General features: G+C 68.8%; 18 protein-coding genes, 2 tRNA genes and 1 pseudogene. 5 read left to right on the top strand and 16 right to left on the bottom strand.

Going from position 1 to position 19,600, the window contains the following annotated elements; all coding sequences use genetic code 11:
* Positions 1–50: 50 nt before the first annotated feature.
* From DSM26151_RS06965 to DSM26151_RS06955, 3 genes are all read right to left on the bottom strand, one after another.
* Positions 51–635: a hypothetical protein gene (locus tag DSM26151_RS06965; RefSeq protein WP_234661672.1), complete on the bottom strand. Its 585-nt coding sequence runs from the start codon at positions 633–635 to the stop codon at positions 51–53.
* Positions 635–1,234 carry a helix-turn-helix domain-containing protein gene (locus DSM26151_RS06960; protein WP_234661671.1) on the bottom strand — a complete coding sequence of 200 codons (600 nt, stop codon included), beginning with the start codon at positions 1,232–1,234 and terminating at the stop codon, positions 635–637. The genes DSM26151_RS06965 and DSM26151_RS06960 overlap by 1 nt, the downstream gene beginning before the upstream one ends.
* Positions 1,235–2,090: 856 nt before the next feature.
* Complete coding sequence (locus tag DSM26151_RS06955) at positions 2,091–2,861, bottom strand: IS3 family transposase (RefSeq protein ID WP_234661670.1); 771 nt, start codon at positions 2,859–2,861, stop codon at positions 2,091–2,093.
* 26 nt (positions 2,862–2,887) lie between these two features.
* Between DSM26151_RS06955 and DSM26151_RS06950 the strand changes: the two are divergent.
* The 4 genes and pseudogenes from DSM26151_RS06950 to DSM26151_RS06935 form a co-directional block, all read left to right on the top strand.
* Positions 2,888–3,622, top strand: a pseudogene (locus DSM26151_RS06950) (ATP-binding protein); the annotation flags it as partial.
* 227 nt (positions 3,623–3,849) lie between these two features.
* On the top strand, positions 3,850–4,455 hold the full coding sequence (locus tag DSM26151_RS06945) for a TetR/AcrR family transcriptional regulator (RefSeq protein ID WP_234661669.1): 606 nt from the start codon (positions 3,850–3,852) through the stop codon (positions 4,453–4,455).
* On the top strand, positions 4,448–5,143 hold the full coding sequence (locus DSM26151_RS06940) for a type 1 glutamine amidotransferase domain-containing protein (protein WP_234661668.1): 696 nt from the start codon (positions 4,448–4,450) through the stop codon (positions 5,141–5,143). The genes DSM26151_RS06945 and DSM26151_RS06940 overlap by 8 nt, the downstream gene beginning before the upstream one ends.
* Positions 5,144–5,181: 38 nt before the next feature.
* Positions 5,182–6,102: an NAD-dependent epimerase/dehydratase family protein gene (locus DSM26151_RS06935; RefSeq protein WP_234661667.1), complete on the top strand. Its 921-nt coding sequence runs from the start codon at positions 5,182–5,184 to the stop codon at positions 6,100–6,102.
* Between the two features lie 567 nt (positions 6,103–6,669).
* Here DSM26151_RS06935 and DSM26151_RS06930 read toward each other — a convergent pair.
* From DSM26151_RS06930 to DSM26151_RS06920, 3 genes are all read right to left on the bottom strand, one after another.
* Positions 6,670–6,743: transfer RNA gene (locus tag DSM26151_RS06930), tRNA-Ile, on the bottom strand.
* Between the two features lie 10 nt (positions 6,744–6,753).
* Positions 6,754–7,995 carry a glycosyltransferase gene (locus DSM26151_RS06925; RefSeq protein WP_234661666.1) on the bottom strand — a complete coding sequence of 414 codons (1,242 nt, stop codon included), beginning with the start codon at positions 7,993–7,995 and terminating at the stop codon, positions 6,754–6,756.
* A gap of 198 nt (positions 7,996–8,193) precedes the next feature.
* Positions 8,194–9,111: a DMT family transporter gene (locus tag DSM26151_RS06920; protein ID WP_234661665.1), complete on the bottom strand. Its 918-nt coding sequence runs from the start codon at positions 9,109–9,111 to the stop codon at positions 8,194–8,196.
* Positions 9,112–9,152: 41 nt separating this feature from the next.
* Here DSM26151_RS06920 and def point away from each other — a divergent pair, with 41 nt between their 5' ends.
* Positions 9,153–9,719 (top strand): peptide deformylase, encoded by a 567-nt coding sequence (gene def / locus DSM26151_RS06915; protein ID WP_234661664.1) that lies wholly within the window; start codon positions 9,153–9,155, stop codon positions 9,717–9,719.
* 40 nt (positions 9,720–9,759) lie between these two features.
* Here def and DSM26151_RS06910 read toward each other — a convergent pair whose 3' ends face one another.
* The 10 genes from DSM26151_RS06910 to DSM26151_RS06865 all read right to left on the bottom strand — a co-directional run bounded on the left by DSM26151_RS06910 (position 9,760) and on the right by DSM26151_RS06865 (position 19,586).
* The gene (locus DSM26151_RS06910) at positions 9,760–10,065 is read right to left on the bottom strand and encodes an AzlD domain-containing protein (RefSeq protein WP_234661663.1); all 306 of its coding nucleotides are present in this window, start codon (positions 10,063–10,065) and stop codon (positions 9,760–9,762) included.
* On the bottom strand, positions 10,062–10,748 hold the full coding sequence (locus DSM26151_RS06905; protein ID WP_234661828.1) for an AzlC family ABC transporter permease: 687 nt from the start codon (positions 10,746–10,748) through the stop codon (positions 10,062–10,064). The genes DSM26151_RS06910 and DSM26151_RS06905 overlap by 4 nt, the downstream gene beginning before the upstream one ends.
* Before the next feature lie 187 nt (positions 10,749–10,935).
* A tRNA-Asn gene (locus tag DSM26151_RS06900) sits at positions 10,936–11,011 on the bottom strand.
* A 72-nt stretch (positions 11,012–11,083) separates the two neighbouring features.
* Positions 11,084–12,076 carry an NAD(P)-dependent oxidoreductase gene (locus DSM26151_RS06895; protein WP_234661662.1) on the bottom strand — a complete coding sequence of 331 codons (993 nt, stop codon included), beginning with the start codon at positions 12,074–12,076 and terminating at the stop codon, positions 11,084–11,086.
* On the bottom strand, positions 12,073–12,939 hold the full coding sequence (locus tag DSM26151_RS06890) for an ATP-binding cassette domain-containing protein (RefSeq protein ID WP_234661661.1): 867 nt from the start codon (positions 12,937–12,939) through the stop codon (positions 12,073–12,075). The genes DSM26151_RS06895 and DSM26151_RS06890 overlap by 4 nt, the downstream gene beginning before the upstream one ends.
* A complete protein-coding gene (locus DSM26151_RS06885; RefSeq protein ID WP_234661660.1) occupies positions 12,936–14,627 on the bottom strand; it encodes an ABC transporter ATP-binding protein in 1,692 nt (563 codons plus the stop codon). The genes DSM26151_RS06890 and DSM26151_RS06885 overlap by 4 nt, the downstream gene beginning before the upstream one ends.
* Positions 14,624–15,694, bottom strand: coding sequence for an ABC transporter permease (locus DSM26151_RS06880; RefSeq protein ID WP_234661659.1), 1,071 nt, complete (start codon positions 15,692–15,694; stop codon positions 14,624–14,626). Before DSM26151_RS06880 ends, DSM26151_RS06885 begins: the two co-directional genes overlap by 4 nt.
* A gap of 1 nt (position 15,695) precedes the next feature.
* Positions 15,696–16,787 (bottom strand): ABC transporter permease, encoded by a 1,092-nt coding sequence (locus DSM26151_RS06875; RefSeq protein ID WP_234661658.1) that lies wholly within the window; start codon positions 16,785–16,787, stop codon positions 15,696–15,698.
* 75 nt (positions 16,788–16,862) lie between these two features.
* Complete coding sequence (locus DSM26151_RS06870) at positions 16,863–17,837, bottom strand: IS481 family transposase (protein ID WP_234660574.1); 975 nt, start codon at positions 17,835–17,837, stop codon at positions 16,863–16,865.
* Between the two features lie 117 nt (positions 17,838–17,954).
* Positions 17,955–19,586: an ABC transporter substrate-binding protein gene (locus DSM26151_RS06865; RefSeq protein ID WP_234661657.1), complete on the bottom strand. Its 1,632-nt coding sequence runs from the start codon at positions 19,584–19,586 to the stop codon at positions 17,955–17,957.
* Positions 19,587–19,600: the final 14 nt, after the last annotated feature.

Below are 19,600 nucleotides of genomic sequence, written 5' to 3'. Positions count from 1 at the left end.
GAACACACTCGATCACGCTGCGCCCGGCGCGCGCCGCGTCGGGTCGGCCTTCAGATCTCGATCGGCCCCGGCGAGGGCGGCGCCGGCGTCGGTCCATCATCGAGGATGGCGGTGACCATCCGCACCGCGCGTTCGGCGAGCAGGTCACCGGGGTAGAACTCCTCGTAGAGATCCTCCGCCTGCTCGAGCGTGTGGATGTCGCAGAGCGCGAGGAGCAGGCGGATGTCGCGGGTGTCGCGACCGGGGCGGTTCGCGCGAAGCTTCATCGCGAGCATCGCTTCCTTCGACGCGACCTGGATGACGATGTCGTCGACCTCGTAGATCGTCTCCCATTCCACGGCGCGGCCGAGGGTCGGGATCGCATCAGCCTTGGTGACCTCGAAGTTCAGCCAGTGTGCGTCCCAACCGTGCCGGTCGGCCACCCGCTCGGCGGCGGCCACGACCGACTCATCCGATCCCGGGTGGACGTGCAGCGCGTCCAGGTCCTGCGTGGTTCCTCGGTCGAAGTAATGCAGTGCAAGCGCTGCCCCGCCCACGAGCCGGATGCCTGCGATCTCGCCGGCGGCGCGAAGCTCGGCGACAAGGTCTCTGAGAGCGATGATGATCTCATCACGGTCGAGCGCAGGGCCCGGCATCACACGCTCGCGAACGTGTCGGCCCAGGCAAGGACGCCACGCTCAGCGAACTCATCCGGGACATCGTCCGGCCCGGGCGTAGGATCGGCGGGGTCGACCCTGAACACGGTCGGCTCAGTCAGTGCACGTTCAGGTTCGTCCACCCAAGCAGGCACCGGGATCTGTTCCTGCTTCAGCCTCCACGCTACAAGCGCCGCGATCGCCGCATCCCAGACCCGGTCCCCGGTGGGTTCCGGCTCAGCCAGGGCCAGGATGCCTCTGACAAGTCCATGCTCTGCGGTGAGGTCGTCGTTCAACTGGAGCAGCGCGCGGAGAGCCCGATCCGGATCCTTCGCACGAAGGTGGTCGCGGATCGCCACCGCCGCGCTGGCAACATCATCCCGACGCGTCGGCGCCGCATACAAACGATGCCCGGCGCCGGCCAGCAACCGATCCACGGTACTGAACGCAGCATCCCTCCCCCGCTCATGATGCGACACGCTCGCCTGATCGATCCCAGTCAGCGCCGCAAGCCGCGTCTGGGTGAGATGCCGACTCCGACGCGCGGCCCGCACAAGCGTCGACGAACTCGCCACGATGACCACCTCCGAATATGACACTCAGCACATATTCTAGCGCAGGCCTCGGGACAAGAACCCAGCAGGGCTGCTCCCCGAAACGTACGGGCGGAAACGCTCCAAGGTCGAAACGCCGAGGGATGACCTCTCCGGACGGGCCGGGCGGACTCACCCATCACTCTGGGCAAGAAGTCCTGATCACGTCGATATACGGTAGGGCGGACGGGACTTGAACCCGTGACCGATGGACTCGCCCAGGCCGAGGTGGCAAGACTCCGAATCGCGGCGACTGCTCGACCGATCTCGACATGACCTGGGATTTCTCGCCGATCCTGTAAGTGTGCCTTCCAGAGTACGCAAGATACCTCGGTACAGTTCGACCGACCTCGGATCGAATAAACGTTGGATAAACGTTGACGCATCAAGTCCCGAACCAGCGTCCGGCGTCGGCGTGCACTGCGCCCCACTGCTTCAAGGCGATCAGGTGTAGTCACCGCCGTCGCGGCCGTGCCGACGAACGATGCGAGCGGGCCCGCAGCGACCACACTGGCGGCGGCTTCCGGGCCACGATGCCCCCCCCAAAGAGCGACGCTGCGTGATGGGCGTGTAGACCCCGGTGATCAATCCGATCACGCCGATATCCATGAGGCCCCCGCCGAGGCCGCCGCTCAGAAACATGATGAACGTCAGCAGCGCCGGGCCGATGAGCGCGAACCTGCCGCCGACGGTGAAACGAGCGAACCAGCGGCGGACTGCGGCGAGGATCCGGGCCGGGACTGCGTCGACCTTGCCAGCCAGGCCAGCGTTGAAACCTGCGGCGCGTCAGAAGCAGGCGCGGCGCTTCTGTGTTCGGTCAACGCGGCGCCATTGCAGTAGTGATTCGGCCTGGGTTTCGTGCCTATCGGGTTTCCTGTCCGGCGGTCGCCGGGAGGTCTGATTTCTGGTCAGCGTAGTACGCCTGCTCGACCTCGATCGGGGTGCGCATGTCGAGCTCGCCATGCAGGCGCTGGTTGTTCCACCACCAGACGTACTCGAGCGTCGCGAGTTCGACTTGCTCGACGGTCCGCCACGGCCCCCGACGGCGGATCAGTTCCGTCTTGTAGAGCCCGTTCACCGCTTCGGCGAGGGCGTTTTCGTACGAGTCGCCGACCGTCCCGGTGGAGGGTTTCGCGCCGAGCTCCTCGATCCGGTCGGTGTAGACGACGGCGAGGTAGTTCGACCCGTGATTGGCGTGATGGATCAGCCCGTCGAGCTTGCCGTCTGCGGCCCACGCGGCCATGTTCAGCGCCTGCAGCGGCAGCACGTCCGCTTTCAACGTCGACGCGACGTTCCAGCCGACGATGCGACGCGAGTAGACGTCGGTGACGAACGCCACGTAGGCGAAGCCACTCCATGTTGCGACGTACGTCACGTCAGCCACCCACAGCTTCCGAGGCGCGTCGGCCGTGACCCGGCGTTGCACGAGGTCCTTCGGCTTGGCCTGCGCCGGGTCCGGTTTCGTCGTGAACACCCGCTTCGAGCGCTGCACGCCGCGGACTCCGGCACGACGCATCAACCGCTCGGTCTGATCCCGGCCGATCACCCATCCTTGCCGGCGCAGCAGCGCATGCATCTTCCGGCACCCGTAGACGCCGTAGTTCTCCGTGTGCAGCCGCACGATCTCCGGCACGAGCAGATCCTCCCGGAGCTGCCGTCGTGCCGATCCTGCCGATGCTCGTCGACCGCGTACTCCAACCAGGCACAGCAGGTGACCCGGACGGCCGCCTCGCGGACGACGGGCGCCTCGTCGGCCACGCCCTCCGGCGCCTCGTGGCGGGCGACCTCGCCGGGCTGCTCGACGGCCCGTCGACGGCCCGCTTCGACCCAAGCCTGCCGATGGTCTCGCTGGACCTGTCGCGCGTCGCCGAGAACTCGCCCCTGATCTCGGCGCTCATGACGAGCTCGTCGGCGTGGATGGAATCCGCGCTCGCTGATCCCGACGGTGGGCAGCGGTGGGTGGTCTACGACGAGGCGTGGCGGCTGATGGCCTACCCCGCGCTGCCTCGACGCATGGATGCGCAGCGGCGCCTCGCCCGCCACTACGGCATCGCGAACATGCTGATCTTCCACAAGCTCTCCGACCTCGACAACGTCGGTGACTCCGGCTCCGCGATGCGCGCACTCGCCTCCTCGCTGCTCGCGAACGCCGAGACGCGCATCGTCTACCAGCAGGAGCCGGATCAGCTCGGGTCGACGGCCGCCGCGCTCGGCCTGTCAGGCACCGAGCAGAACCTGCTGCCGCCGACGCTCGGGCTCGGGCAGGGCCTCTGGCGCGTCAAGGACCGCAGCTTCGTCGTGCAGCATCAACTGCATCCCGATGAGCTCGCCGCGTCCGAGACCACCGCGCGCATGATGGCCGTTCCCCGCAAGTTCAGGAATTCTGAAGCCTGAATCGCGGGAACATGCGGGTTCAGGACTGCTGTGAGGGGTTGCGGGGGTACATGTTCGTGGAACTTGCACCCTGTCCGGCTTCATCGTATCCAGCCCAGCCCGCCCCGCCCTGTGGGTGCCGCCCGACTGCGGCGCAACGGCGCCCACCCGAGATCAGGGTGGCGCGGCCGGTAGAGGCATCCGTGATGGTAATGTAAGCGGTGCATACTTGGTGGTGGGAGCAATGGATGAGTTCGGACACGGCGAGGGTGGGCTATCACCACGGCGATCTGCGGGCGACGTTGCTGCGTGCCGCGCTGGAGGGGTTGGAGGCCGGCGAGCCGCTGTCGCTGCGTGCGGCCGCTCGTCGGGCTGGCGTGTCCACGGGCGCTCCGTATCGGCACTTCACCGACCGGGAGGCGCTGGAGTCGGCGTTGGCGGTTCAGGGGCTGCGTGAGCTGATGGACGATCTCACCGCCGACAGGAAGCCTCCGGCCTCTGCGGCCGAGGTTGGCGAGCTTGCCGTCGAGTATGTGCGTTTCGCGTTGCGCAGGCCGGCGTTGTTCCGGCTGATGTTCGGGCAGGAATGCGACGACCAGGACGACGAGCGGGTGCGTGCAGCACGCACACTGCATGGCTATCTCGAAGCTGTCATGGTCGAGGTTTTCCCGCAGTCCGACCCTGTCGCTTTGGCGACCGCGGGGTGGTCGCTGGCCCATGGGCTGGCGTTCCTGCACCTCGACGGCAAACTTCCCGCCACCGACCCTGCCGCTGTCGACGAGCGCGTGCGATCGACGCTCGCTGCCGTCTTCCCACCTACCTCGTCCTCCAGAATCGAGAGTTCCCATGAGTAAGCGCATCCTGCTCGTCGTCACCAATGTCGACAGCTATGAGATCGACCCCTCGCATCCGACCGGGCTGTGGCTGTCCGAACTGACGCACGCCTACGACATCTTCGCCGAGCGCGGCTTCGAGCAGACGATCGTGAGCCCCGCCGGCGGGAAGTCGCCGCTGGAGCCACGGTCACTCAAGCGACCCAACTACGACAAGTCCGCCCGAGCATGGCGGGAGGACCCGGCGCGAATGGCACTGCTGGAGAACACGGCCAGCCCCGAGCAGGTCGACTCCGCAGACTATGACGCGATCTACTTCACCGGCGGTCACGCGGTGATGTTCGACTTCCCCGGCAGCACGGGCCTGCAACGGATCACCCGGGAGATCTTCGAGCGCGGCGGAATCGTCGGTGCGGTCTGCCACGGATACTGCGGCCTGGTCGACACGACCCTCTCCGACGGCAGCTACTTGGTCGCGGGCCGCGACCTTACCGGCTTCTCCTGGCGCGAAGAGGTCCTCGCCCGGGTCGACAAGCTCGTCCCGTACAACATCGAGGAACGCATCCAGCAACGCGGCGCGCACTACTCCAAAGCGCTGCTGCCGTTCGTCTCCAACGCCGTCGTGGACGGGAACCTCGTCACCGGTCAGAACCCCGGCTCGGCCAAGGAGACCGCGACCAAAGTCGCCGCCCTCCTCGACAACCGCTGACGACCACCCCCAAACTCGCGCCGGAAAGGGCGAAACGCATGCAGACCATACTCGGATCAGGCGGCCAGATCGCCGAAGAACTCACCCGCGAACTACGCCGGAACTTCACCGACGACATCCGTCTCGTCAGCCGAAACCCCCGCAAAGTCCACGACACCGACCAGCTCGTGCCCGCCGACCTGATGGACGCCGACACCACCGACAGGGCGGTGGCAGGGAGCGACATCGTCTATCTCACTGTGGGCCTCCCGATGGACTCGACACTGTGGGAACAGCGGTTCCCGACCATGATGGCCAACACGATCGCCGCCTGCCGCACGCACGGCGCACGACTGGTCTTCTTCGACAACACCTACATGTACCCGCGCACCGCGACGCCTCAGGCGGAGCAGACGCCGTTCGAGCCGGTCGGCCGCAAAGCGACCGTGCGCGCGCAGATCGCCACGACTCTGCTCGCTGAGATGGCCGCCGGCACGATCGATGCGGTGATCTGCCGCGCCCCTGAGTTCTACGGCCCCGGCAAGACCCAGAGCCTCACCAACGCAGCGGTCTTCGACCGCATCAAACAGGGCAAGCGCCCGCTGGTGCCGCTGAGCGCGGACACCCGGCGCAGCTTGATCTGGACACCCGACGCCAGCCGCGCCATGGCCCTCATCGGCAACACCCCCGATGCCTACGGGCAGACCTGGCATCTTCCGGTCCCCACGGACCGACTGACCTACCGGGACATGATCGACACCGCCTCCGACGTCATCGGGAGGAAGATCCCGTTCACCACCGTGCCCGAGTGGGCGTTCCGGATCGGCGGACTCGTGAACCCGGCGGTCAAGGAGGCCGAAGAGCTGCTGCCCCGCTACCGGCAGGACAACATCTTCGACTCATCGAAGTTCACAGCACGATTCCCCGACTTCCCGACTACCAGCTACCGCGACGGGATCAGCGACCTGCTCCAGAGTTAACGTCGTCACGCCGCTGGTCTGTCAGATGAACGGTGTTTCTGGGCCGGCGTTCATTCGTTGATGCGGCCCTCGAACGCGATCGCGAATGCGTTCAGCGCGGGCTTCCATCTCGTGGCCCAGACCTGGGACGGTCTCATCTCGACATACGAGGGCATCGTTCTGGCCGGCGAATCGCACGGGCGGCGCCACGCGCGCCCGACCTATCACGCCGAGTGGCTGCGACGCTTCCCTCGCCACCCCGGTGCGAGCTGATCGGGACAGTCCGAGTCGTCAAGAACCACCCGCACTATTGAGCGCCGCGACGATGATTCGCCTCGATGGACATCGAATAAACGTTGAATAAACGTGAACGCCTCTAAGAAGGCGAATTCGAGCCCGCAGAACTCCTGATCAGAGCGATTTCCAACTTGGCCACACTTGATGCGAGAGTCTTCTGGACTTGGGTTCAAGTCTGACGAGAAACCCCTGATCAGAGCGATATACGGCGGCCTGAATGCGCATTTCCTGCGAACATGCCAGCTTCGGAAACGAAGGAGAAGTGCCTGATCAGGTGCAGTTTCCGACAAGTAGGGCGGACGGGACTTGAACCCGTGACCGATGGATTATGAGTCCACTGCTCTAACCGGCTGAGCTACCGCCCCGTGAGCGATCTCAGTCGGGAAGGATGACCGGGATCGACTCGGTGACCGGATCGGTCACGCGTTCCCCACGATACAGACTCTCGAACGTGTCGAGTGTGCGGGTGATGTCGTGCGTCTTGATGAGCTTGAGCGATTGCGCCTTCATCGCGTTGTAGTCGTCGGGGGTGGCTTCGAGCACCTGGCGCAGCTTGTCGGCCAGGTCCTGGGAATCGCCCGGTTCGAAGAGGCGGCCGTTCTCGCCGTCGTGCACGAGGTGGGGCAGGGCCATGGCGTTGGCCGCGACGACGGGCAGTGCCGACGCCATGGCCTCCATGGTGACGATGCTCTGCAGTTCGGCGATCGACGGCATGGCGAGCACGGACGCCCGGTGGTAGATCTCGCGCAGCTCCTCATCGGTCACGTACCCGGTGAAGTTCACGCGGTCGGCGATGCCGAGTTCGACGGCGAGGTGCTCGAGGTTGCGCTTCTGGTCGCCGCCGCCGACGATGTCGACCTTCGCGTCGAGCTCCGCGGGCAGGAGCGTGACGGCGCGCAGCAGGACGTCGATCTGCTTCTCGCCCGTGACCCGCCCGACGAACACGATCCGGTTCTCGGTGCGCGGTTCCCAGTTCGGGAAGTACTTGTGCGCGTCGATGCCGCACGAGATGGCGTGCACGCCGCGCAGGCCCGTGTACTTCTCGAGGAAGTCCGCGGCGCGCCTGGTCGGCGTCGTCACCGATTCGGCCCGGCCGAACGTGCGCCGCGCGGCCTTCCACGCGAGCCCCACGGCCCAGTCCTGCCACGCTTTCGGGATCAGCGTGAACTCGAGCATGTTCTCGGGCATGAAGTGGTTGGTGCCCACGATGCGGATGCCGCGCTTCGCGGCCTCGATCGACAGCCCGCGCCCGACGACGATGTGGGACTGGAAGTGCACCACGTCGGGGCGCACGGCGTCGAGCACCCGGGCGCTGTTCTGCTTGATGCGCCAGGGCAGCGCGAAGCGCAGCCAGTCGTGCGGGTACCAGCGCCAGCTGCGCAGCCGGTGGGCGGTCAGTTCCTGCCCTTCGTGCACTTCGGTCCACGTGCCGTGCTTTCGGCTGGATGCCGGGGCCATGACGTGCACGTCGTGACCGCGCTCGACGAGGCCGGCGGCGAGGCGCTCGGCGAATCGTGCGGCGCCGTTGACGTCGGGGGCGAAGGTGTCGGCGCCGATCAGGATCCGGAGGGGGCGATCCGGGCCGGGTTCGGCGGACACGCTCGGTGAGTCGGACACGTGGTGCTGTACCTCGCTGTTCGTGGAACGGGGTGTGGCCCGCGCGCGGGCTTGCCCGTCTGCCGTTCTGGACGGGCGGGGCGGGTGGATTGAACCGACCCTAGTCTACGAGGGCGGCCTGTGCGGGAACCATTCCGCGCGCCGTGCGCTGCTCGCATGAGCGGATGCCGCTTCGCGCGCGCATCGCGCGCGCCCGGGTCACAACCTGGTCTGCGGATGATTCTTCGCGAGCAGGAACACGCCCCAGATGGCGATCGCACCCGTGACGGCGAACGTGATGTTCGCCGCGAGCGGCGCCTGCGACGCCTCGCCGAGCACGATGATGCCGATGAGCACGGCCACCATCGGGTCGACGACGGTGAGTCCGGCGATCACGAGATCGGGCGGGCCGCTCGCGTAGGCGTTCTGCACGAAGTAGGCGCCCAGGGCGGTGGCCGCGATCAGTGCGATCACGCACAGGAACGTCAGCCAGTCGAACTCCCCCTGCTGGACCCGCGAGAGGACGACCTTCGCGAGCGTCGCGACGAACCCGTAGATGACGCCCGCCATGATGACGTAGAAGACGGCGCGGATGCGGCGGCGGAACAGCGCGAACGTGATCCCGGCCGCGGCCAGCACGACGGCGAGCACGATCAGGATCGTGATGAGCTGCCGCGACTGGACGGGCTTGTCGACCGCGGTGAACGCGGCGACGCCCACGAAGACGAACACGCCGCCCACGCACATCGCGATCGCGGTGATCGACTTCCGGTTCAGTTTCACCTTGTTGATCCGCGAGTTCATGATCGACGTGATCACGAGCGCCAGCGCGCCGAGCGGCTGCACCACGATGAGCGGCGCGAAGTACAGGCTCGAGAGCTGGAACACGATCGCGAGCCCGAGCATGAGCGTGCCGAGCACCCACGAGGGTCGTGCCAGCAGCAGCGCGAGCTGCTTGCCGTTGAGCCCCTTGCCCAGTGTGTCGGCGGTGTTGGCTTCGACCTTGACGACGCCGCGATGCTGGAACTGGGCTCCGAGCGACAGGAAGACCGCGCCGATGAGCGCGAGCGGGATGCCGATGAACTGCGTCGGATCGAGCGGAATCAGCTCGGTGAGCTCGCTGAGGTCCGGATCCACGACCTCGACCCTACCGGCACGCCCGCCGATATCCTTGCCGAATGGCCGTGCTCCCGATCAGAATCACGGGCGATCCCGTGCTCCACGCGCCGGCGTCGCCGGTCGAAACCATCGACGACGAGATCCGCGCGCTCGTGCGCGATCTCTTCGAGACGATGGATGCCGCGCCCGGTGTCGGCCTCGCCGCACCCCAGGTGGGGGTGCCGCTGCGCGTCTTCACGTTCGGCTGGACCGACGAGGACGACCGCGAGTGGCGGGGGGTCGCGATCAACCCGGAACTGTGGATCTCCCCGCCGGTGCCGGGCATGCCCGACGAGGACGACGAGTCGGAGGGCTGCCTGTCATTCCCGGGCGAACGATTCGCGCTGCGCCGCGCCGAGCGGGCGATCCTGCGTGCCACCGACCTCGACGGCGAACCGTTCGAGATCGTCGCCGACGGATGGCTCGCTCGCATCTTCCAGCACGAGTTCGACCACCTCGACGGCGTGCTCTACCTCGACCGGCTCGACGACCACGACCAGCGCATCGTGCAGAAGATCACGCGCAAGCGCGGTTGGGGCCGCCCGGGGTGCAGTTGGACGCCCGGCGTCGACGACCTGGAGGCGTGAGCGGCGGCATCCGCTCGCGACCGACGTCGACAGCGGCGGGTCAGGCGAAGAACCGGATGCCCGCCGCGACGCCGGCGGCGACCGCGACGACCACGATGAACGGCGTCCGCACGGCGTAGAGCGCCGCCGCGACCACGACCGCCGGCACCCGGGCGTCGACCACCAGCGCCTGGCCGTCGCCGAGCGTCTGCACGGCGATGAGCGCCGCGAGCAGCGCCACGGTCAACAGGTCCGCGATGCGGGCCGGCCGCTCGCGTTCGAGGAACCCGGCGGGCATGAGGTGGCCGGACATCTTCAGGGCGAGCGTCGCCGCGGTCGCGATGAGCACGACGTGCCAGATCGTCATCGGGTCGCCTCCCGCCGCCGGAACAGGTCGAACCAGCCGACGATCACGGCGACGACCGCTGCGACGAGCACGGGCAGTCCCGGCGTGAGGACGGGTGTCGCGATGGTCGCGACGACCGCCGCGAGCACCGCGACCGCGCCGGCCTGCACGCGCTGCAATCGTGGCCACAGCAGGCCCAGGAACGCGGCCGCGGCCGCGGCGTCGAGCCCGTACGCCCGGGTGTCGCCGAGCGCGTCGCCGATGAGCGCACCGATGAGCGTCGTCAGGTTCCAGCCGACGAAGATCGCGACGCCCGTGACCCAGAACCCGACCCGCGCGGCGCGCTCGGTGCTCTGCGCGAGCGCGACGGCAGTCGATTCGTCGATCGTGACCCAGGCGGCTGCCACGCGGTGCGCGATGCCGTGCTCGCCGACGACCGGGCGCATGCGCATGCCGTAGACGACGTTGCGGACCCCGAGCAGCGCGGCCGCGGCGATCGCCGAACCGCCTGCCGCGACCCCGCCGGCGCCGAGCACGCCGACGAGCGCGAACTGCGACCCGCCCGTGAACATCACGAGGCTGAGGAAGCAGGTCTGCCAGACGTCCAGCCCCGACGCGACCGACAGCGCACCGAACGAGATGCCGTACGCGGCCGTCGCGAGCCCGACCGCGATGCCGTCGCGCCGGGCGCCGCGCACCGCCAGCGCGTCCGCTCGGGCGGCGTCGGCCGCCGCGGCATCCGTCTCGACCGGTTCGGGGGAACTCACTCCCCCAGTTGACCCGCTCCTGCCGGGAGCCCGCAAATCCGCATCGGGTGCCGCTCGCCCGATCCCGCGGCGGGGCCGGGCCGCGGGAACGACGAAGCCCCGCGACCGGTGGTCGCGGGGCCTGTGGCTCCCCCACTTGGACTCGAACCAAGAACCTATCGGTTAACAGCCGATTGCTCTGCCAATTGAGCTATGGAGGATCGCGGCGTGCGCGCAGAGATACTTTAGCAAAGCGCGCGCCGGAGTCCCAATCCGAGGTCGGCTCAGCTCCGTCAGTAACCCGCATCGAGATCGATGCGTCCCACGAAGTCTCCCGAACCGAGGAACGCGGCCGTGTTCACGGCGATCCGCCGCGCGAACAACGGCACCGTCATCGCCTCGGTGTCGGCCACGTGCGGCGTGACGAGGCAGTTCGGCGCGGTCCAGAGCGGATGCCGCGGCGGCAACGGTTCCGGATCGGTGACGTCGAGCGCCGCACCCGCGAGCCGGCCCGACCCGAGCGCGGCCACGAGCGCGCCCGTGTCGACGATCGCACCCCGCGCGACGTTCACGAGCACGGCGCCGGGCGGCAGCGCGGCGAACGCCGCGGCACCGAACATGCCGCGCGTGGTCGGCGTGAGCGCGGCCGCGACGACGACCACGTCGGCGTCGGTGAGCACCTCGAGCAGCCGGTCCTCCGTGACGGTCCGTGCAGCTCCCGGCAGGGCGGCATCCGCTCGTCGCACCACCGTCGCGTGCACCCCGAACGGTTCGAGCAACCGCAGCAGCTCGACCGTGATGCCGCCTGCGCCCAGGATCACCACCCGACCGCCGAACAGGGTCCGACCCCGTTCGTCAGCCTCCCACCGGTCGGTCCGGGCGCGCCGGGGCAGCTCCCGCAGCACGGCCAGCACGAGCGCGAGCGCGTGCTCGGCGACCGGCCGGGCATAGGCGCCCTTCGCGCTCGTCCAGACGCGGCCGTCGCCGCGGTGCCGTTCGAGCAGCCCCGCGAACGCGTCCACGCCCGCCCACGGGAGCTGCACCCACGAGATGCCCTGGTACTCGGCGAGCAGCGCCTCGAGGTCGTCCTCGCCCTCGGACGCGGTCCAGATCAGTCCGCGTGTCGCCGCCGAGAGCGGACCGACCTCCGCACCGGCGGAGCGGGCCGCGTCGACGAACTCGCCACGGGCATCGTCGACGATCGCGACGCGAGCGGCGGGCGAGCGCGCGCCGGTCGTTCCGTGCGGCGCCGCGCCCGCGGCATCCGCTGCACCCGACGCACTCACCGGCGCGGCTCGGGCGCGACGTCCTCGACCCGGGCGTGGCCGTCGTCGACCGCGCCCGCGAGCGCCTTGACGTACGGGTGCGACGGGTCGGCGAAGATCTCGTCCATCGTGCCGATCGCGACCACGCGACCCTGGTCGAGGATCACGAGCCGGTCGGCGACCCGGCGCAGCACCGGCAGGTCGTGCGAGACGATGATCGCCGAGAACGTGTGCCCGTCGCGCAGGTCGGTCATCAGGTTCGCGACCGCATCCCGCACGGTCAGGTCGATGCCCGCCGTGGGCTGGTCGGCGATGAGCAGCGACGGGCCCAGCACGAGCGCGCGCGCCAGGGCGACGCGCTGGCGCTGCCCGTTCGAGAGCTCGTACGGGAACTTCTCGAGCATCGACAGCGGCAACCGGACCGAGTCGATCATGGTCGCGACCCGCGTCGCGAGCGCCGAACGGTTGTACCGGTGGTCGCGCTCGAGGATGGGTTCGCCGATGATCTCGGCGACCATGCGATCCGATGGCAGCCGCTGCGCGGCATCCTGCGCCAGGTACCCCACGTGGAAGCGCAGCTCGTTGAGCTTGCGCCTGGAGATGCCGCGCAGCTTGCGCCCGAGCACGCTCGCCTCGCCGCCCGTGATCACCGGGCGCGCTTCGGACGAGCCGATCGCCGCATCCAGGCCCGCACCCGAGAGCACGCGCGCCAGCGTGGTCGTGCCGCTTCCGGCCGATCCGATCACGCCGAGCACCTCGCCGGGCGCGACCCGCAGGTCGACGCCGTGCAGGGCGACGTGCGCGGCACTCGGACCGCGCGCAGGGTACTCGACCGACAGGTCGCTGACGACGACCGGGAAGCCGTGGGCGGCGGGACGACTCATGATCCTTCTTCCCGCAGGCGGCGCAGTTGCTCCCGACGGTCCGCCTGCGCGACCGGGTCGGGAACCGGCAGGGAGGCGAGCAGCCGTTGCGTGTACGGGTCGCTCGGCGAGCCGAGCACCTCGGCCCCGGTGCCCTCCTCCACCAGGCGCCCACGGTACATGACCGCGATGCGGTCGGCCAGCAGGTCGACGACCGCGAGGTCGTGGCTGATGAACAGCGACGCGAAGCCGAACTCGCGCTGCAGTTCGGCGAACAGCTCGAGCACGCGCGCCTGCACCGACACGTCGAGTGCCGACGTCGGCTCGTCGGCGATGAGCAGTTCGGGTTCGAGCGCGATCGCGCGCGCGAGGCTCGCGCGCTGCCGTTGCCCGCCCGAGAGCTCGTGCGGGTACCGGTCGCCGTAGCCGGCCGGCAACTGCACGGCCTCGAGGAGCTCGTCGACGCGGGGGCGCGCGTCGCGCGCATCGACCGCGCGGTCGTGGATGACGAGCGGCTCGGCGACGCACTCGGCGATGGTCAGCAGCGGGTTGAAGCTCGACGCCGGGTCCTGGAACACGAACCCGATCCGGCTGCGAGACGGGCGGAAGCTGCGCTCCCGGATGCCGAGCATCTCGTGCCCGAGCACGCGCAGCGACCCGCCGGTCACCTTCGTCAGGCCCGCGATGGCACGGCCGATCGTCGTCTTGCCCGAGCCCGATTCGCCGACGAGGCCGAGGACCTCGCCGGGCCGGATCACGAGGTCGACTCCGTCGACCGCGCGGAAGCCGGCCCGCCCGAGCCGCCCGGGGTACTCGATCTCGAGGCCGCGCGCCTCGACGACGGGCGCGTGGTCGGCCCAGTCGGCGGGCCGCGCCGCGGCGCGTTCGACCGCGCGCGCCGAGCCGTGCCCGACGTACGGCACGGCCGCGAGCAGCGCCTTGGTGTACTCGGCCTTCGGCTCGGCGAAGAGCTCACGCGCGGGCGCCTCCTCGACGACCTCGCCGTGGTACATGACCGCGACGCGGTCGGCGAGATCCGCGACGACGCCCATGTTGTGCGTGATGAGCACGATCGCGGTGCCGAACTCGTCGCGCACGCGCCGCAGCAGGTCGAGGATCTCGGCCTGCACCGTGACATCCAACGCCGTCGTCGGCTCGTCGGCGACGATGAGGCCCGGCTCGAGCACGAGCGCCATCGCGATCACGATGCGCTGCTTCTGCCCGCCCGAGAACTGGTGCGGGTAGTGGTCGACGCGGTGCTCGGGGTCGGGGATCCCGACCTTGCCGAGGATCTCGATCGCCCGCGAGCGCGCCTCGGCCTTCGACACCTTCCCGTGCGCGCGCAGGCCCTCCATGATCTGCCAGCCGACCGTGTACACGGGGTTCAGCGCCGTGGACGGCTCCTGGAACACCATGGCGACATCGGTGCCGCGGATGCCGCGCAGCCGCGCTCCGCTGAGCGACACCACGTCGTGCTCGGCCGTGCCGTCGCGGTTCGAGAGCACCACGGCGCCGCTGGTCGTCGCCGTCTCCGGGAGGAGGCCGAGGATGGTCTTCGCGGTCACCGTCTTGCCCGACCCGGACTCGCCGACGATCGCGAGCACCTCGCCGCGATCGACCGAGAGCGTGACGCCCGCGACGGCCTTGACCGCACCGGCATCCGTCGCGAACGAGACGCCGAGGTCCCTGATGTCGACCACCGTGCTCATCGCCTGACCTCGATCCCGTGCTCGTCGAACGTCTCGCCGTCCTCCAGGCCCTGCAACCCGCCGGGACCCGCATCGAGCGTGCCGCCCGGCACGACCGAGGTCTGCGCGACCTCGCCCGAGGCCTGCGCGACCCGCCGTCGCCCGCGCAGGCGCGGGTCGGCGAGGTCGTTCAGGCTCTCGCCCACGAGCGTGATCGCGAGGACCGTGAACACGATCGCGAGGCCCGGGAACATCGCCGTCCACCAGATCCCGCTCGTGACATCCGACTGCGCCTTGTTCAGGTCGTACCCCCACTCGGCCGCGGCCGTCGGCTCGATGCCGAAGCCGAGGAACCCGAGGGCGGCGAGCGTGAGGATCGCCTCGGACGAGTTCAGCGTGATGATGAGCGGCAGCGTGCGCGTGGCGTTGCGGAACACGTGCCGGAACACGATCCGGCGGTTGGGGGCGCCGAGCACCTTCGCCGATTCCACGAACGCCTCCGACTTGATGCGCACCGTCTCGGCGCGGATGACGCGGAAGTACTGCGGGATGAACACGACCGTGATCGAGCCGGCCGCCGCCAGCACCCCGCCCCACAGGTTGGACTGCCCTCCCGAGATCACGATCGAGAGCACGATCGCGAGCAGCAGCGACGGGAACGCGTAGATCGCGTCGAAGATCACGACGAGCACGCGATCGAGCCACCCGCCGAAGTAGCCGGAGAAGAGCCCGAGGACGACGCCGATGAAGATCGCGAGCACGACGGCGATGACGATCACGAGGATCGCGGTCTGCGTTCCCCAGATCACGCGCGAGAGCACGTCGTACCCGCCGACGGTCGTGCCGAACGGGTGCTCGGCGGACGGCGGCTGCTGCGCACCGAATCCGCCCGACTCGTCGGAGCGCTGAGCGAAGCCGTACGGTGCGAGCAGCGGGGCGAAGATCGCGCACAGCACGAACACGAGCAGCATGGCCAGGCCGGCGACGAGCATGCCGCGCTGCAGGCCGACGCTCTGCCGGACCTGGTGCACGACGGGGATGCGGTCGCGCCACCGATGACCGGGGCGCGGGGCGGCGGTGACGGCCATGTCAGTACCTCACCCTCGGGTCGATGAACGCGGCGATGATGTCGACGATGAAGTTGGTGAGGGCGACGATCACCGCCAACAGGACGACGATGCCCTGCACGGCGGCGAAGTCGCGCGACTCGAGGAACTCGGCGAGGATGAAGCCCAGCCCCTTCCACTCGAACGTCGTCTCGGTGAGCACGGCCCCGGCCAGCAGCAGCGCGATCTGCAGGCCCATGACGGTGATGATCGGGATCAGCGCGGGCCGGTAGGCGTGCTTGCGGAGCAGCCGCGACTCGGCGACGCCGCGCGAGCGTGCCGCGTCGACGTAGTCGGTCGCGAGCGTGCCGATCACGTTGGTCCGCACGAGCCGCAGGAAGATGCCCGCGGTGAGCAGACCGAGCGCGATCGCTGGGAGCACCGCGTGCGAGAGCACGTCGAGGAGGACGTCGGGGTCGCCGGTCATGATCGCGTCGATCGTGTAGAAGCCGGTCTTGTTCGGCAGCGCCTGCATCTGCAGTTCGGCGCCGACGCTCGCGCGCCCGGCGACCGGGAGCCACTTCAGCCACACGGCGAAGACGAGCTTCAGCAGCAGGCCCGCGAAGAAGATCGGGACGGCGTACCAGATGATCGCGAGCACGCGCGCGATCGCGTCCTGCGCCTTGTCGCGGTGGAAGGCGGCGTACAGCCCGAGCGGCACGCCAACGGCGAAGGCCACGATGAGCGAGTAGAAGACGAGCTCGAACGTCGCCGGGCCGTAGGTCAGGAGGACCTCGGCCACCGGCCGGTTCGTCGTCATCGTCGTGCCGAAGTCGCCCGACAGCAGCTGACCGAGGTACTCGGCGTACTGCACGAGGAGCGGCCGGTCGTACCCGGCCGCAGCACGGAGCTCGGCGAGCTGCTCGGGACCGAGACGGCCGCCCTGCGCGGCCGAGATCGGGTCGCCCGTGGTCCTCGCGAGGAAGAACACGACCGTCACGAGGATGAAGATCGTGGGGAAGATCAGGAGGAAGCGCACCAGGAGGTACCGACCGAAACCGCCCCCCTGCGCCTTGGGCTTCGGCCGGCCGCCGGGTGGGGCGTCCGACGTCTGGAGGGTGTCGACTGTGCTCATGGGGTCCTCACGCGTGCGGCCGGACGGGGGCGACCCGCGACTGCGGATCGCCCCCGTCGCACGGCACTGACGATGCTAGTTGTTCTTCCCACTGACGTTGTGGACGCGGTCGATGGGTGCGAGGCCGCCGATCCCGGTGTGGGGTCTGTGGTGATTGTAGTGATGCAGCCAGTCGGGGTAGCTCGTGGCGCGCTGCTGGTCTGACGCGTAGTGCCGGGCGTATGCCCATTCGTCGGCGAGGGTGCGGTGGAACCGCTCGATCTTGCCGTTCGTCTGTGGCCGGTACGGGCGGGTGTACTTGTGCGTCACGTTCTCGCCGAGCGCGTCGTTGAATGCCTTCGAGCGGTAGCAGGACCCGTTGTCCGTCATCACGCGTTGCACGGTGATGCCGTGGCCGGTGTAGAACGCGTTCGCGCGTTCCCAGAACCCCGCGGCGGTGTCCTTGCGTTCGTCGTCGAGGATCTCGGAGTACACCAGGCGGGCATGGTCATCGATCGCGGAATGCAGGTACGAGTAGCCGGCCCCGGACCGGTGCTTGCGCCCTGCGGAACGGCCCAGGGTGCGCCACCCGCCGCCGTCGGGGATGCGGCCGAGTTTCTTCACGTCCACGTGCACCAGTTCGCCCGGCACGGCGCGTTCGTAGCGGACGGGCTTGGGCTTGCGGACCCGGACTCCGGTGTTCTTGTCGACCTGTCCCAGCAGCGGCACCCGGTACCGGTTCAGCACCTTCGAGACCGTCGACTGCGGCAGGCCGAGGTGGTACGCGATCCGGTGCGGACCCCAGCGCCGGTTCACCCGCAACCCGATGATGCGACGCTCGGTGCGCTGCGGCGTCCGCGACGGCGAGACCTTCGGCTTCGAGGACCGATCCTGCATCGCCGCACGCCCGCCTGCCCGGTACCGGGCGACCCACTTCGACACCGTGCCACGAGCGACCTGGAACCGTTCAGCGACACGAGCCTGTGTCCACCCGTCGTCGACGACGAGCAACGCGATCTTGATCCGCCCGGTCACGGTGAGCGCAGCACGGGCATGGGTAGCGTAGGACACGAGGACCTCCGTTGTGTCGAGTGAGTGTGGTAACCCACATCGATACCGGAGGTCCTCACCTCACCCCGTCACACCACGCTGCACACAACCACCGTGGGAAGTACAGCTAGTGCGCGCTCAGCCCTTCGACAGGGCGGCGTACCGGAACTTGAACGACGCGTCGAGCGTGTCCTCGGCGCCGCTCACGTCGGAGCCGACCACGGCGATCTGCGCACCCTGCATGTACGGGATCGTGGACAGGTCGGCCGCGACCTTGTCCTGGATCTCGCCGATGAGGGCGGCGCGGGCGTCGGGGTCGGCCGTCGTGGACTGCTCGAGGATGAGGTCGTTGACCTCGGCGTTCTCGTAGTGGTTCGCGAGGAAGTTCTCCGTGAGGAAGAACGGTGAGAGGTAGTTGTCGGCGTCCGAGTAGTCCGGGAACCAGCCGAGCTGGTAGGCCGGGTACAGGTCGGCGACGCGGTCCTCGTTGTACTGGACCCACTCGGTCGACTGCAGGTCGACCGTGAACAGGCCGCTCGACTCGAGGTTCTCCTTGATGATGGCGTACTCGTCGGACGAGGACGGCCCGTAGCGCTCGGCGACGTACTGGATGCCGATCGCGACCGGGGTCTCGACGCCGGCGGCCTCGAGGCGCTCCGCGGCCTTGTCGGGGTCGGGGCTGCCCGCACCGTCGCCGTAGAGGCCCTTGAGGGCCTCGTTGGCGCCGGTCAGCCCGTCGGCGACGTACGAGTACAGGGGCGTGAAGGTGCCCTTGTACACGTCCTCCGAGATCGCGTCGCGGTCGATGAGGTCGGCCACCGCCTGGCGCACGGCGAGTGCCTTGGCCGGGTCGGCCTCGGCGGTCGTGGCGCCGAACGGCATCGTGTTGAAGTTGAACACGAGGTAGCGGATCTCGCCGCCCGGGCCGTCGACGACCTTCACGTTGTCGTTGCCGCGGAGGTCCTCGATGTCGGTCGCGCTGAGGGTGCGGTGCGCGACGTCGATGTTGCCCTCCTGCACGTCGAGCTTCAGGTTCGAGGCGTCCGTGTAGTACTTCACGTTGACCGTGTCGGTCTTCGCCGCACCGAGCAGCCCGTCGTAGTCGGGGTTCGCCTGGTACGCCACGAGGTTGTTGAAGTCGTAGCTCGTGATCGTGTACTGGCCGGCGAACGGCTCGCCCGCGACGATGTCGTCGTCGCTCGTGAGCGCGTCGGCCGCGAAGACCTCCTCGTCGACGATCGGCCCGACGGGGCTCGACAGGATCAGCGGGAAGATCTGGTCGTTCGGCGACTTCAGCGTGAACACCACCGTGGTGTCGTCAGGCGCTTCGACGCTGTCGAGGTTGTAGAGCAGCGACGAGGGCCCGTTCGGGTCGGCGATCGCGACCTGGCGGTCGAACGTGAACTTCACGTCGGACGAGGTGAGCTCGTTGCCGTTCGCGAACGTGAGCCCTTCCTTCAGCGTGACCGTGTACTCGTTGTCGGAGGTGAACTCGGCCGACTCGGCGATGTCCGGCTCCACGTCGGGGCTGCCGTACTGCGTGTTCATGAGGAACGGGTAGACCTGGTTCATCACCGCGAACGACCCGTTGTCGTACGAGCCGGCCGGGTCGAGCGCCGTGATCTGCTCGGTGGTGCCGATGGTGAGCGTGCCACCGGTCTCGCCGTCGTCCTCTCCGCCTGCGGAGCAGCCGGCCAGCGCGAGCGCTGCCGCGGAGAAGCCCGCCGTGAGCGCGAGTGCGCGCCGGCGGTTCGTGCGTGCGGATGCCATATCCGTGCCTCTTC

It is taken from the genome of Agromyces marinus, assembly GCF_021442325.1.
Lineage (GTDB): Bacteria > Actinomycetota > Actinomycetes > Actinomycetales > Microbacteriaceae > Agromyces > Agromyces marinus.
Note: the sequence above shows the minus strand (reverse complement) of the source record. Positions and strands in the feature narration are given on the sequence as shown.

Coding starts and splice junctions, on each gene's coding strand:
- DSM26151_RS06965 (WP_234661672.1), bottom strand. CDS start 635: ATGCCGGGCCCTGCGCTCGACCGTGATGAGATCATCATCGCTCTCAGA.
- DSM26151_RS06945 (WP_234661669.1), top strand. CDS start 3,850: ATGAGTTCGGACACGGCGAGGGTGGGCTATCACCACGGCGATCTGCGG.
- DSM26151_RS06940 (WP_234661668.1), top strand. CDS start 4,448: ATGAGTAAGCGCATCCTGCTCGTCGTCACCAATGTCGACAGCTATGAG.
- DSM26151_RS06935 (WP_234661667.1), top strand. CDS start 5,182: ATGCAGACCATACTCGGATCAGGCGGCCAGATCGCCGAAGAACTCACC.
- def (WP_234661664.1), top strand. CDS start 9,153: ATGGCCGTGCTCCCGATCAGAATCACGGGCGATCCCGTGCTCCACGCG.
- DSM26151_RS06910 (WP_234661663.1), bottom strand. CDS start 10,065: ATGACGATCTGGCACGTCGTGCTCATCGCGACCGCGGCGACGCTCGCC.
- DSM26151_RS06890 (WP_234661661.1), bottom strand. CDS start 12,939: ATGAGTCGTCCCGCCGCCCACGGCTTCCCGGTCGTCGTCAGCGACCTG.
- DSM26151_RS06885 (WP_234661660.1), bottom strand. CDS start 14,627: ATGAGCACGGTGGTCGACATCAGGGACCTCGGCGTCTCGTTCGCGACG.
- DSM26151_RS06880 (WP_234661659.1), bottom strand. CDS start 15,694: ATGGCCGTCACCGCCGCCCCGCGCCCCGGTCATCGGTGGCGCGACCGC.
- DSM26151_RS06875 (WP_234661658.1), bottom strand. CDS start 16,787: ATGAGCACAGTCGACACCCTCCAGACGTCGGACGCCCCACCCGGCGGC.
- DSM26151_RS06865 (WP_234661657.1), bottom strand. CDS start 19,586: ATGGCATCCGCACGCACGAACCGCCGGCGCGCACTCGCGCTCACGGCG.